The sequence below is a fragment of the uncultured Roseovarius sp. genome (genome assembly GCF_963972555.1).
GTDB lineage: Bacteria > Pseudomonadota > Alphaproteobacteria > Rhodobacterales > Rhodobacteraceae > Roseovarius > Roseovarius mucosus.
Map to the genome: position 1 here is coordinate 107,386 of NZ_CAXAUM010000002.1, position 13,038 is coordinate 120,423.

Here is a 13,038-nt window from a genome sequence, read left to right on the forward strand (position 1 = left end):
AGAAAAGGCGAGCGCCATGCTTTGGTCGATTATCAAGATAGCGGTTTTCATTGCCCTCGTGGCGGGCGTGACGCTGGGGGCGAGCTTTTTGCTCGAACTCGATGGCGGCGTGCGGATCGTGATGGCGGGGGTCGAGATCAATCTCACACCGATCAAGGCGGTGATCGCGTTGGGCGTGCTGGTCTTTGCCATCTGGCTTTTGATGAAACTGACTGGCCTTGTCGTCGCCTCGCTGCGGTTCATCAACGGCGATGAAACCGCGCTCTCGCGCTATTTTGACCGGAGCCGTCAGGACAAAGGCTATCGCGCGCTTTCCGAGGGGATGCTGGCCTTGGCCTCGGGCGAGGGTGACGTGGCCATGGCGCAGGCCGCCAAGGCCGAGAAATATCTGCGCAAGCCGGCGCTGACCAACCTCATCACCGCGCAAGCCGCCGAGATGGCGGGCAACGGGCGCAAGGCGGAAGAGGTTTACAAGCAGCTTCTGACCAATGAAAAAACCCGCTTTGTCGGTGTGCGCGGCATCTTGCGGCAAAAGCTGGCCCAGGGCGATACCGAGACCGCGCTGAAGCTGGCCAAGACGGCCTTCGCGCTCAAGCCGCGCCATGGCGAGGTGCAGGATACGCTGCTCGAGTTGCAGGCCAAAACCGCAGATTGGAAAGGTGCGCGCGAGACGCTGAATGCCAAGCTGAAATACGGCAGCCTGCCGCGCGATGTCCACAAGCGGCGCGATGCGGTGCTGGCCCTGTCCGAGGCACGAGACGTGCTCGACGAGGGCAAGACCATCGAGGCGCGCGAGGCCGCGATCGAGGCCAATCGCCTATCGCCCGATCTCATTCCGGCGGCGGTGCTGGCGGCGCGCGGCTATCTCGACCAGGGCAACACGCGCAACGCGCTGCGGGTGATCAACAAGGCGTGGCTCGTGCATCCGCATCCCGATCTGGCGGCGGCCTTTGCCGCGATCGAGCCGAACGAGTCACCGCGCCAGCGGTTGAAACGCTTTGCCAAGCTCCTCAAGGTGCATCCCGAGCACCGCGAAACCCGGCTGCTCGAGGCGGAATTGAACCTGGCGGCAGAGGATTTTCCCGCCGCGCGCCGCGCGCTGGGCACGCTGGCCGAGGTCGAGCCGGACGCGCGTGCGTTGACCATCATGGCGGCCATCGAGCGGGGCGAAGGCGCGCCCGATGCGGTGGTCAAGGGCTGGCTGGCACGGGCCCTCTCGGCGCCGCGCGGGCCGCAATGGGTCTGTGACAAATGCCAACATATCCATGCCGAATGGGCGCCCGCCTGCGAGAATTGCAATTCCTTCGACACGCTCAGCTGGCGCGCGCCGCCCAACAGCCCAATTGCCACGCCGACGGGGCTGGAAATGCTGCCGCTCATCGTCGGGGCGCTGGACGAGCCCAAGCCTGAACCTGAACGCGACGACCAAGACACCGTTCCGGATGCCGAAATCGTCGAGGAAGAAGCCTCAGCCAAGGGTGAAAAATAGGGCTTTTCCCCTGACATACGCGATGCTATAGCGCCGCCACCGGGGCCGCTGTAGCTCAGCTGGTAGAGCACGTCATTCGTAATGATGGGGTCGGGGGTTCGAGTCCCTTCAGCGGCACCATTTCCCTGTCCAAAATCATCCGATGACATCCGAAAATGCTTGGTTTATAAGTGTTTTTGCGATGCAGGTTGTCCTATGCTGTGCAGCCGTATCCGGTGGAATGCCCCCAATTTGGGGGCATCTGTGGGGGCATCGCGTGTGAAGCGAAAATGCGATGCCCCCAGATGCCCCTTACTGACACCCAGATTCGAAACCTCAAGCCCAGAGACAAGGCCTACAAAGTCACTGACTTTCAGGGGCTCTATGTCACGGTCGCGCCTTCAGGCTCGCGGCTGTGGCACATGAAGTATCGGATTGATGGCCGGGAAAAGCGTCTGTCGTTTGGGGCTTACCCTGCGGTCTCCTTGGCGCAAGCCAGAAAGCTGCGCGACGAGGCTCGTTCACGGCTTGCAGCGGGCGAAGATCCCGGTGAGGTCAAGAAAGAAGACAAGCGCCAGAAGCAGATCATTCGCGAGACCACCTTCAAGAAACTTGCCGAGGCTTACAAGGAGAAGGCTGAGAAGGAAGGCCGGGCCGAAGCAACCAAGGTAAAGACCGAGTGGCTCTTGGGGATGGCTATTGCGGCCTTTGGGGACAAACCGATTGCAGAGGTGACGTCTCCAATGGTTCTCGCCTGTCTTCGTAAGGTCGAGTCGAAGGGGAACCATGAGACGGCAAAACGTTTGCGGGCCAAGATCGGCGCGGTCTTCCGCTATGCTATCGCGTCCGGCGTCGCCGAGAACGATCCTACGTTCGCTTTGCGGGATGCCCTGATCCGACCCAAAGTCAAATCCCGCTCTGCAATCACAGACTCGGAAAACCTTGGCGGCCTGCTGCGTGCTATCGATGAATTTCAAGGCCAAGCCACAACGCGGATCGCTCTGCAGTTTCTGGCACTCGTCGCCCAGAGACCGGGAGAGGTGCGGCAGGCCACTTGGGCGGAGTTTGATCTTGAAAAGGCGATCTGGATTATCCCTGCTGACAGAATGAAGATGCGCATGCCGCATTCTGTGCCCCTGTCCGCGCAGGCTATAGCTCTGCTGAAAGAGTTAATGCCTATCACGGGTCATGGGAGTTTCTTGTTTCCATCCCTGCGCTCTGCGCAGCGACCGATGAGCGAGAACACATTGAATGGCGCGCTCCGTCGTTTGGGTTACGATGGTGATGAGATGACAGCACATGGTTTCCGCGCAACATTCTCAACCTTGGCCAATGAAAGCGGCCTATGGAACCTGGACGCCATTGAGCGCGCGCTGGCCCATGTCGATGGCAACAAGATTCGCCGCATCTATGCCCGAGGCGAGTATTGGGAAGAGCGTGTCAGGTTGGCGAACTGGTGGGCTGGATATTTGGATGAGGTGAAGGCAGGATCCTCCAACTAGCGTTAGAAGGATGGTCACATGTCAAACGAACCGTCGCGGGCGTATATCACGACGAAGATATTGCAACGTCGCTATGGCAGGCTTCTGAAATGGAGAAAACCTGTCATCCACAACATCAGAGGTCCGTACCATCCGGACGTATTTGATGGCTTTGCGTTTGATTTGGCTCTTTCAATCAAGGTCTGCAAGGAAACCTTGCAGGACATGACGGACGCGGAGTTTTTTGAGCGCTTCGATCTCAGAGGAGAGGTCAGCAACCCGGCGCGTACAATGGCAGAACGCCTCACGCTCGCTGAGCTGAAAATGGTGTTCCGACAGGAACCAGTCTGGTTTGCGGGCGGCTTTGGCGTGGAGGGTCGCGAAGCAGATGTCCAGCACTGGGCCAGAATGCAAAAATGGTCTCTGGACGAAGCCGTAGCACTTTCCATTGGCTATGAACCCTGTGGCGACCTTCTTGAAGGGACAGACGGGATGCCGGTTCAAAGTGATGTTCTCGCCTTCTACCTAAAAAGACGCGCTTTGATCGAAGACAACTTTGATTGGGGCAGTGTCGCTGTGCCAAGCAGGAACAGCGTTCCGGACTTGGTGCGTTGGTTTGACAAGGCTGAACTGGACGTGCCGGAACAGCTTCTGGCAGCGGCTGACAAATATCATGCTCTCGGCATTGGAAAGAAGTCAAAGCTGGGCCGTTCTCATGCTGCTGATGACAAGCCGCTGGACCCAAGGGAAAGGTCCACAATGCTGAAGTTGATCATCGCTCTGGCCGTAAATGGGTATGGTTACGATCCCAAGGCAGAACGCAGCACAATACCTTCTGAAATCGAATCAGATATGAATCTTCTTGGCATCGGGATCAATCTTGAAACGATCAGAAAACACCTCAGGAGCGGTTCAGCACTGCTTGATGATGAGGTGCTGGAGGATATCGGGGCCTCTGGGCGGATTAAGAAGGATTAGAACCCGCGTTAAGACGGAATAAGTCGGGCCACATCCCTATTTGGTTAGCGAAAACGCTGATCGCCCTCCGACTTGGTCGGACTTGGCAGCATCACCTCAGACGCAATCGCTATGAGGTGCACCAAAATGCCCAACATACCCTTTCCCCTGACAGGCTATGTCCGCTTGTCGTCCATTCTGGCCCCGAAAGGGCCGATCCCCGTTTCCAAATCGACTTGGTGGCAGGGCGTCAAGGATGGCCGCTTCCCCAAGCCTCGCAAGCTGGGGCCCTGCACGACTGTCTGGACGGCAGAGCAAATTCGCGCTCTGTATGAGACTGAGAATGCAGGCGTTGGTCACCGATGCTCAGTGTGCGGGGCTGTACGCAACAACGCGACCCAAGACACGCCTGTGACCTCAAAATGAGTATTCTTTACCTCAACAATGCCTTCAACGCCATTGATCTGGCGCCAACCCCTCGCTTTGTTCTGTTGGCTCTGGCAGATCATGCTGATGCCGCTGGGCGCTGTTATCCCTCCATTGCTCGCCTAGCGCAGCGCACTGGTCTCAGCCCCCGGTCTATTCAGACCAGCATCAAGAAACTCCAGGCCAAGGGATATATCGACGTGGAGGTGAACGCGGGGAAGCGCGGCACGAATGTTTATGTCTTGCGTTTGACACCCGCAGGAAGTGCATCCCCGCAGGAGATTCACCCCGCAAGAGATTCACCTCCCCCCCCGCAAAAGCTGCACCCCCTCCCCCGCAGGAGCTGCACCCGAACGATCATATAACCATCAGAAACCGTCAAAAGAAAACCCCCTTACCCCCTTGGTTGATCCTGAGCGACTTGATCAATCCAAACTCATGCCTGAGCAAACGACGACGAGCGCAAAAGGAAACCATGCCGCGAAAGTGAAGGGGGGTATCGCCGACGGTTAACGAAGCAGGAAATGCTGTACATACTCGACCCCGATAACGTTCTAGGCAAGGATTGTGGGGTTGAGACGTTCAAGGCGCTCCGCAACGCCGAAATGCGCGAATTCAACGATTTTCGAACCCAGCGATTGATCGAAGAAGCATGGGATCGGCTCTGATGGGCGCGAGGCAACATGACGGCGCGCCCTGCGCCTGGGACGAGGACCGCCGCGCCCTCTTGCGCGCCGATCTCGACGCCTTCTACGCCCGCGCCTACGGCCTGACCCGCGACGAGCTGCGCTACATCCTCGACCCCGCCGACGTGAAGGGCCCCGACTACCCCTCCGAAACCTTCCGCGTCCTGAAGGAAAAGGAATACCGGCTCTACAACGAATACCGCACCCGCCGCCTCGTCCTCGCCGCCTGGGACCGGATGGAAGCTGACGGCGAATTCACGGCGCTGGGGATGTGATGACCAACGGAGTATCAATATGAGCAAAGAGTTCGACGAGGTCAAAAACGACGTTGGCGAGGGCAAGGAACCCACGACCACTGTGCGAGAACTGCTCCGCTGGTTCGGCGTCCGCAGGCGCCGCACCGGAGCAGTGAAGCGCATTCAAAGCGAGTTGGAAGGTGCTGGTATTGTGACAAGCCCTGACTTCACCAAGGTCTGGATCGACGCAGAGATTACTTTCAAAAAGGTGCCGGAGGCTGCGGCCGTGCCAGTACCAGCCTGGGATGATCAGGGCGGCTCTGCCACGACCTATACGGCCAAAGACGCGAACTTCCTGATCAGCATGCTCAAAGCTGCAAACTGCGGCGTCATTTCGGTGAAGCCGCAGGATACCGTCGAGAAGGCCATTACCCTGATGTTGGCGCATGATTTCTCACAGCTGGCTGTCATGTCAAATGAGCGAACGCTGAACGGAGCGATCAGTTGGAAGACAATCGGAAAACGACTGAGCCATGAAAACCATCTCGTGGAAGTAAAAGATGCCATGGAAGCTGCTGTTGCTGTGGAAGATTCGGAGGCGCTTTTCAAGGCAACTAAGTTGATCATTGATCATGAATTCGTCTTTGTCCGATCGTCCAACGACAAGAAAGTCACAGGGATCGTGACCGCGACCGACCTGAGTGAACAGTTTCAATTCCTATCGGAACCGTTTCTGTTGATCGGACAGATCGAGAACCAGGTTCGAAACCTGATGAATGGAAAATACTCAGTGGAGATTTTGCAGGGCGTCTGCAACGAAAACGACTTGGAACGAAAGGAGCGGATACAGTCCATAGCGGATCTTACATTTGGTGAATATCTCCGGATCATTCAGAAGCCAGAACACTGGGATCTACTTGGACTTCGCGTGGATAGAACTGTGTTCTGTGCGGAGATGGACAAAGTCCGAGAGATCCGGAATGACGTGATGCATTTCGATCCGGACGGTATCGACGAAGATCAGTATGATCAGCTTAGGCGCTTCTCAAGGTTGATGGATGAACTTGATGCGTTAGCGCAATAGAATTGGATGTTTTATCCATTGAGCAAAGTAGAAAACCCACAGTCTTTTGTAACCCGGCAGGAGTGCGACAAGATCGCCTTCCAGAACGGGTTTCGCCGGTCGCATGGCGAAACTGACGGCTGGCGGCGATACAGCTCGACCACAGCGCAGGGCTCAATCTGGCTGGCGGCAGAGGGCAACGGGAATTGGCTGCTTGCGCTCGACCATGCCGGTGTGTTGGGAGAAATCGGTCTCGAGATGTCCGACTCCGGTGGACCCGGGCTGGCCCGCTTTCGGTTCGCATCGCTGACACCGATCTACGCGGTTATGCCCCGACTATACGAACTCGCCGTCAGTCTACCTGACGCTCCGCTCCAAGAGTTCCTACATCGGACGAGTGAGATGCCTAGGACGACTGAGGCCGAGCGTCTGGTGGTACAGCGTGTTGGACAGGACATATTCCGAGACCGTCTAATCACCTATTGGCAGGGCAGTTGCCCGCTGACGGGCATTTCCGACCAAGCCTTGCTGCGGGCCTCCCACATCAAGCCGTGGAAGGATTGCGAACGCGACGAGGATCGACTGGACGTGCACAACGGCCTGCTTCTGTCGGCGCTTTGGGATGCCGCATTCGACCGCGGCCTCGTTACCTTCGATGACGGCGGCCGCCCACAATATTCGATGCAGCTGAGCGAAGCAGCCACTGCCGAATTGCGATGGCAGACCCCAATTCGCCTGACAGACAAGCACCGTGCCCGCCTAGAATGGCACCGAAGCGAAGTGTTCGAAAAGGGCGCAGCGGTTGTCGGGCAAACAAAATGAAGTTGAAGTAGAAGCGCCGATAAACTTCCGTGACAGTGTCTGGTTCTTGGGTGGAATCTAAGATCATAGGATCGTCTAAACACGGTTCAGACATTGCTTGGTTGAAGTTACAAGAGTGCCGGGGGTACTAAGGGAATAACTTGATCACGAGGAGGGCACATTTCAGTCAGATGATCTTGTTCGGCTGAAAATGCTATATGGCTTGGATGTAAACTTAGTCGCACTTATTGCGACAGGCATCGCTGTTGACTTGGCTTAAGGTAAGCATCACTCTTAGGACACGTTGATAGTTATCTGAAGAGTTCAGTACCGTAACCGGGGGCAAATTTCGGTTTGGGGGCATTATTGGGGGCATCGTGTGGTGGCCACACAATAATAAACATATGAAACAATTTGTTAATTACTGAATATGAGTCCCTTCAGCGCACCACTTTCCTGTTCAAAATCATGATTAGAACGTGAGGTTGGAAAACTCTGCGTTTGTGTGGGTCACCCCGCTTATAGAGCAAACTTGGCCGTGACCGTGTCAGTTCCCAAGGATCATGATGGGTGTGTTGGCGAGAAGTTCCTGAAAGGTCGTGCTGCTGCCGGTTTTACCAAACCGACGGTTGGAGTTCAGTCCAGCGCCGATCAGTTGCACGACTTCGGGCGAGCCTGCAAACTTGGAGTGGCTGCCGGAGTTTGAATCGTCGATCTGCGAGAGGTCGATGACCGTCACGCCGAGCTTTTCCAGCAGCAGCGCATCTGCGGCCCCGACGCGCGGCACGCCACCGGCAATGCGCCGCGACAGGCGCAGTGCGGCGTCATCCTTGGAAATCAGGAGAAACATGCGCTTCTTTATTGATGGGTGCAGGGCGGTAATTTGGGTGCGGAATAGGTCAATGTCGATGTCTGGCGCGGCCAGCACGATGTGATCTATGGGGATCCCTGTGCCAAGACGCCCTGCCACCTGCTGGCTCACAAGCCCTTCCATCGTGAGGAAGGTGCCCATTGAATGCGCAAAGACATCGATCCGTTCAGCGTTGGTTCGGTTCAGGGTTGCGGCCATTGTCCGGACTTGGGGCCGGGCGATAAGTGCGCTGTTCAAATCGTAGACATAGCGCGTTCCCTTGGCCGCCGAGGCCCATGTGAAGAGCACCGGCACACCCTGGAATCCCGTGTCCTCCACGAATTGCGACAGGCGCAGCACGGCATCGCTGGCGGTGTTGTTGAAGCCGTGGACGAAGATCAGGAGCTTGCGGTTGCCCGGCGCGCGCTTGGCCAGCTCGCGGTTTATGCCCGCGATAAAGGCGTCGTCGGTGCTGTAGACGACGGGATTGACGACGGTGAATTCGCGGCGCGGGTCGGGCGGCAAGCGCTTTGGCCGCTCCAGCACACCCAATACATGCGTGGGCGGCACGGTGGCATCGACCGAGGCCATGCCCAGATCCGGCGCACGCTGCGACGAATAGAACGCGCCCGCCACTTCCGACGAGCCCCGGGTGGACATGATGAAGATTCGATTCTTGGTCAGCTCTGCGACCGACTCGACCGGGACCTCTGCGTTGCGGATGCCGATGATCTGTGGTGCGGGCGAGCATGCGACCAGGGCCATCATGACAAGTGCTGAAATCCAGCGTCTGAGATGAATATGAGGCGTCATGACAACTCTCTCGACAATCATGCCCGAAGTATCGCTAATTCAAACCGGTGCCTTGCCTCCGGGGCCAGCGCCTTGGCAAGCAGCTTGCCTGCGCTCCTCTTGCGGGTCAACATATTTGAGCAGGACGCGCCAATGCCGCCCTGACAGGCGCTTGCCCCAAGGTTGGCGGTGTCGCGGGGGGCGTCGGGCGCTAGTGCAGTCTGCGATTGGGGTCTTGGGGCGTGCGATCGGGCGTCACGTCCTCATAGTCGGTCTCGACCACATCGTCGCGGGCGGGGGGCGGGCGGCCGCCCATCTCGAAGCGCTGGACATGCACGCGCTGACGGATCTGCCGGAACACCGCGCGGCGCACCGGCGGCATCAAGAGCGCAAAGCCCAGCCCATCGGTAAAGAACCCCGGCGTGAGCAGTAGCGCGCCCGCAAAGAGGATCATCGCCCCATGCGCCAGAGGTTCCGACGGATCGTCGAGGTCCGAGAAGGAGCGGCGCAGGTTCGACATCGCGACCGCCCCCTGCATCCGCAAGAGCCATGTGCCGATCACGGCGGTCAGCACGACAATGGCCAACGTGGGCCACAGGCCGATCAATCCGCCCACCTGAATGAAGAGCGCGATTTCGATCAGCGGAACGGCGAGGAATGCCAGAAAAAGCCACATGCGCGGCCCTCCTTTGTTTTATGACCCTTACGGTGGACTTGACCCTGTCCAGCCCCTACATAGGACTGAGCGCAGACGCTTACCATGCCCCGCACAACAAGAGGTGTCCATGAATTCGCCCATCTTGCAGTTACTGGTGCTCGCCGGTATCGCCATTTTCCTGATTTTGCGTCTCAAGAATGTTCTGGGCACGCGTGACGGGTTCGAGGGGCCGACGCGCAGCGCGCCCGCGCCCGACACCCGCCGCCGCCGCGAGTTCGAGGTGATCGAGGGGGGGCCGGACCATGACATCGTCGATCATGTGCCCGAGGATTCCGATGCTGCCGGAGCCTTGGCCGAGATGAAGCGGATCGAGCCGGACTTCAGCGTCACGACCTTTCTGCAAGGCGCGCGCGGGGCCTATGAGATGATCCTCATGGCCTTTGAGCGTGGCAAGCTGGACGAGGTGACGCCGTTTCTTGACCGCGATGTCTACGAGACCTTTGCGCAGGTGGTCGATGCCCGGGAACAGCAGGGGTTGACGATCGAGGCGGAATTCATCGGCGTGCGGGAATTGGCGCTGGCGGATGCGCAGTTCGATAGCCAGACGCGGCGCGCGGAAATCTCTGTGCGTTACGTGGGCGAGCTGATTTCGGTCGTGCGCGACAGCAACGGCGAGATCGTCGAAGGGGCGCCGGGCCAGTCGAAACGTCAAAAGGATGTCTGGACCTATGAGCGGATCATGGGATCGGATGATCCCAACTGGCGGCTTGTTGCCACGGGCGAATGATCCGGAGGCTGTGGGGAATTGGTCTGGGGCTGTGGCTGGTGTGTGCGACACCGGCCATGGCGCAGGACGTGACCCACGAAATCCTGAGCTTTGACGATCTTGATGGATGGGCCGAGGATGATCACGCCGCGGCCCTTTCCGTTTTTCTCAACACCTGCCCTGATATGAAGGACCCCGATTGGCGGTCGCTCTGTGCTCTGGCGCAGCAGCGCCCCGATGCACGGGGATTCTTCGAACTGTTCTTTCGCCCCGTCATGGTGTCCGAGGGCAAGCCTGCGCTCTTCACCGGCTATTTCGAGCCAGAGCTGCATGGCGCGTTGCGCCCCAGCGGGCGCTATCGCTATCCGGTGTATCGCGAACCGCCCGAGGCGCGGTTGTCGAATCCCTGGCTCACCCGCCGCGAGATCGAGACCACCGATGTCATGCGCGGGCGCGGGCTCGAGATTGCCTGGGTCGATGACCCGGTCGAGCTTTTTTTCCTGCAGATCCAAGGCTCCGGGCGGATCAGGCTTGAGAATGGTCAGGTGATCCGCGTGGGCTATGCGGGGGCCAATGGCCATCCCTATCGCTCGATCGGGGTCGAACTGGTGCAGCGCGGGATTTATTCGGTGCATCAGGTGTCCGCTGAGGTGATCAAGAACTGGGTGCGGCGCAATCCCGAAGAGGGGCGCGAGTTGCTCTTTCACAACCCGTCCTATGTGTTCTTTCGCAAGCTGAATAATGTCCCCGCAGAGCGCGGCCCCTTGGGAGCGATGAACCGGTCGGTGACGACCCTGCGCACCGTGGCGGTCGATCCGGCCTTTGTGCCCCTGGGCGCGCCCGTGTGGGTGGAAAAAGAGGGCGATGGTCCGATCCGCCGCCTGATGGTGGCGCAGGATACCGGATCGGCGATCAAGGGCGCGCAGCGCGCCGATATTTTCTTTGGCACGGGCGATGCGGCGGGTCAGGCCGCGGGGCGGTTGCGCGATCCGGGGCGGATGGTGGTGCTGATGCCCATTCAACGCGCCTATGCCATGCTGCCGGAGCAGACGCCGTGAGCCGCCGGCGTGTCCGGCCGGAAGAGCTGGAGCTTTGGCAGCAGGTGGCGCGCACCGCGCAGCGCATCCGTCCCGAGGCCGCGACTCGCGCGCCTGCGCCCGCGCCGCACCCCGAACCGATGATCCGCAACCCGCGCAGCGCCCCGCCCACGCCCCGCATCGAGGATTTCCAGATCGGGCAGAAGGCGGCGGGCGCGCCACCCGCGCATGATGTCTTGCCCGGCCTCTCCGAGCGGGTGGCCACAGCCCCCGTGCAGATGGACAAGAAGGCGTTTCACCGGATGAAGCGCGGCAAGCTGATCCCCGAGGCCAAGATCGACCTGCACGGCATGACCATGGACCGCGCGCATCCGGCACTGACCGGGTTCATCCTGCGGTCCCATGCGGCGGGGTTGCGGCTGGTGCTGGTGGTGACGGGCAAGGGCAAGGATCGCGACACGGGCGGGCCGATCCCGGTGCGGCACGGCGTGTTGCGCCACAACGTGCCGCAATGGCTGCGGATGCCGCCGCTGGCCTCGCTGGTGTTGCAGATCACCGAGGCGCATCTGAAACACGGCGGCGGCGGGGCCTATTACGTCTATCTGCGGCGGCAGAGATAAGGGCGGCCCACTGGGCCGCCCTCTGATGCTTTACTGACCTGCGATCATCTCGGATTGTTTGACGATCACTTCGGCCTGTTTGATCGAGGCGATATCGACAAGGCGACCCTTGTAGGTGGTCGCGCCCTCGCCGCGTGCCTTGGCCTCTTCCATCGCTTTCAGGATCTCGCGGGCCTCTTGCACGGCCGCTTCGGAGGGCGTGAAAATCTCGTTGGCAAGCGCGATCTGCTTGGGGTGAATCGCCCATTTGCCCACCATACCAAGTGTGGCCGAGCGCCGCGCCTGCGCGCGAAAACCCTCGTCATCCGAGAAATCGCCGAACGGCCCATCGACGGGCAAGAGCCCATGGGTACGGCAGGCGGCGACAATGGCGGTCTGCGCCCAATGCCACGGATCGGACCAATAGCGCTGGCCCTCGCGCAGCATATAGTAATCCTCTTGCGTGCCGCCGATGCCGGTGGTCTGCATCCCCATCGAGGCCGCGAAATCTGCGGCACCCAGGCTCATCGCCTCAAGCCGGGGCGAAGCGGCGGCGATCTCTTCGACATGCGCGATACCGGCGGCGGATTCGATGATGACTTCAAAGGCGATCCGCTTTTTCCGGCCCTTCGCGGCCTCGATCGCGGTGACCAGCGCATCCACGGCATAGATATCCGCGCCGCAGCCGACCTTGGGGATCATGATCTGATCCAGCCGCTCGCTGGCGTTCTCGAGCAGGTCCACCACATCGCGATACCAGAACGGGGAATCGAGGCTGTTGATCCGCACCGAGAGGGTCTTCTTGCCCCAATCCACGGTATTGATCGCCTCGATGGTATTCTTGCGGGCGATGTCCTTGTCCGAGGGGGCAACGGAATCCTCAAGGTCGATATTCACCACATCCGCCGCCGAGGCCGCCATTTTTTCAAACAGTTTGGTGTTGGAGCCGGGGCCAAAAAGCTGGCAGCGGTTCGGGCGGGCAGGGGCGGGCGGTTGCAGGCGAAAGCTCATGGGCGGGTGGCTCCGTTACATAAGGAAATTGCGGGATTATCGCGGCTGTGGTTATGAAATTGCGCAGGGCTCTGCAAGGCGGTTTTCCCGGCATCCCGGATGCGCGCAGAAAAGGCATAGTGAAGAAAATTCGAAGAACTGACACATATGTCGAAGGAATATGTGGAGATTATGTGGATTACATGAAATCAAACAGAAAATCACAAA

14 protein-coding genes and 1 tRNA gene are annotated in these 13,038 nt (G+C 59.3%); 12 read left to right on the top strand and 3 right to left on the bottom strand.

Going from position 1 to position 13,038, the window contains the following annotated elements; translation table 11 throughout:
* The first annotated feature begins 16 nt into the window (after positions 1–16).
* The 9 genes from AACZ65_RS02330 to AACZ65_RS02370 all read left to right on the top strand — a co-directional run bounded on the left by AACZ65_RS02330 (position 17) and on the right by AACZ65_RS02370 (position 7,139).
* On the top strand, positions 17–1,489 hold the full coding sequence (locus AACZ65_RS02330; RefSeq protein WP_339667729.1) for a heme biosynthesis HemY N-terminal domain-containing protein: 1,473 nt from the start codon (positions 17–19) through the stop codon (positions 1,487–1,489).
* 44 nt (positions 1,490–1,533) lie between these two features.
* Positions 1,534–1,609: transfer RNA gene (locus AACZ65_RS02335), tRNA-Thr, on the top strand.
* 164 nt (positions 1,610–1,773) lie between these two features.
* Positions 1,774–2,970, top strand: a complete 1,197-nt coding sequence (locus tag AACZ65_RS02340) for an integrase arm-type DNA-binding domain-containing protein (RefSeq protein WP_339667730.1) — start codon at positions 1,774–1,776, stop codon at positions 2,968–2,970.
* A gap of 18 nt (positions 2,971–2,988) precedes the next feature.
* Positions 2,989–3,927, top strand: a complete 939-nt coding sequence (locus tag AACZ65_RS02345) for a hypothetical protein (RefSeq protein WP_339667731.1) — start codon at positions 2,989–2,991, stop codon at positions 3,925–3,927.
* A 126-nt stretch (positions 3,928–4,053) separates the two neighbouring features.
* The gene (locus tag AACZ65_RS02350; RefSeq protein WP_339667732.1) at positions 4,054–4,332 is read left to right on the top strand and encodes an AlpA family phage regulatory protein; all 279 of its coding nucleotides are present in this window, start codon (positions 4,054–4,056) and stop codon (positions 4,330–4,332) included.
* Between the two features lie 524 nt (positions 4,333–4,856).
* Complete coding sequence (locus AACZ65_RS02355; RefSeq protein WP_339667733.1) at positions 4,857–5,000, top strand: hypothetical protein; 144 nt, start codon at positions 4,857–4,859, stop codon at positions 4,998–5,000.
* Positions 4,985–5,293, top strand: a complete 309-nt coding sequence (locus AACZ65_RS02360) for a hypothetical protein (RefSeq protein WP_339667734.1) — start codon at positions 4,985–4,987, stop codon at positions 5,291–5,293. Before AACZ65_RS02355 ends, AACZ65_RS02360 begins: the two co-directional genes overlap by 16 nt.
* Positions 5,294–5,312: 19 nt before the next feature.
* Positions 5,313–6,338 carry a CBS domain-containing protein gene (locus AACZ65_RS02365; RefSeq protein WP_339667735.1) on the top strand — a complete coding sequence of 342 codons (1,026 nt, stop codon included), beginning with the start codon at positions 5,313–5,315 and terminating at the stop codon, positions 6,336–6,338.
* 6 nt (positions 6,339–6,344) lie between these two features.
* A complete protein-coding gene (locus AACZ65_RS02370; RefSeq protein ID WP_339667736.1) occupies positions 6,345–7,139 on the top strand; it encodes an HNH endonuclease in 795 nt (264 codons plus the stop codon).
* A gap of 526 nt (positions 7,140–7,665) precedes the next feature.
* On the opposite strand, the gene AACZ65_RS02375 is transcribed toward AACZ65_RS02370, so the two are convergent.
* Entirely contained in the window at positions 7,666–8,733 is a 1,068-nt protein-coding gene (locus AACZ65_RS02375) for an alpha/beta hydrolase (protein ID WP_339667737.1), read from the bottom strand.
* A 238-nt stretch (positions 8,734–8,971) separates the two neighbouring features.
* The gene (locus tag AACZ65_RS02380) at positions 8,972–9,436 is read right to left on the bottom strand and encodes an FxsA family protein (RefSeq protein WP_339667738.1); all 465 of its coding nucleotides are present in this window, start codon (positions 9,434–9,436) and stop codon (positions 8,972–8,974) included.
* 109 nt (positions 9,437–9,545) lie between these two features.
* Here AACZ65_RS02380 and AACZ65_RS02385 point away from each other — a divergent pair, with 109 nt between their 5' ends.
* Genes AACZ65_RS02385 through AACZ65_RS02395 form a run of 3 tightly spaced genes read left to right on the top strand, consistent with a single transcriptional unit; the run spans position 9,546 to position 11,841 of the window.
* Positions 9,546–10,205: a Tim44/TimA family putative adaptor protein gene (locus AACZ65_RS02385; protein ID WP_037276101.1), complete on the top strand. Its 660-nt coding sequence runs from the start codon at positions 9,546–9,548 to the stop codon at positions 10,203–10,205.
* Entirely contained in the window at positions 10,202–11,242 is a 1,041-nt protein-coding gene (locus AACZ65_RS02390; RefSeq protein ID WP_339667739.1) for a murein transglycosylase A, read from the top strand. The genes AACZ65_RS02385 and AACZ65_RS02390 overlap by 4 nt, the downstream gene beginning before the upstream one ends.
* Positions 11,239–11,841, top strand: a complete 603-nt coding sequence (locus tag AACZ65_RS02395; RefSeq protein ID WP_339667740.1) for a Smr/MutS family protein — start codon at positions 11,239–11,241, stop codon at positions 11,839–11,841. Before AACZ65_RS02390 ends, AACZ65_RS02395 begins: the two co-directional genes overlap by 4 nt.
* Positions 11,842–11,871: 30 nt before the next feature.
* Here the strand turns inward: AACZ65_RS02395 and AACZ65_RS02400 are convergent, their stop codons facing one another.
* A complete protein-coding gene (locus AACZ65_RS02400; RefSeq protein WP_339667741.1) occupies positions 11,872–12,831 on the bottom strand; it encodes an L-malyl-CoA/beta-methylmalyl-CoA lyase in 960 nt (319 codons plus the stop codon).
* Positions 12,832–13,038 lie beyond the last annotated feature (207 nt).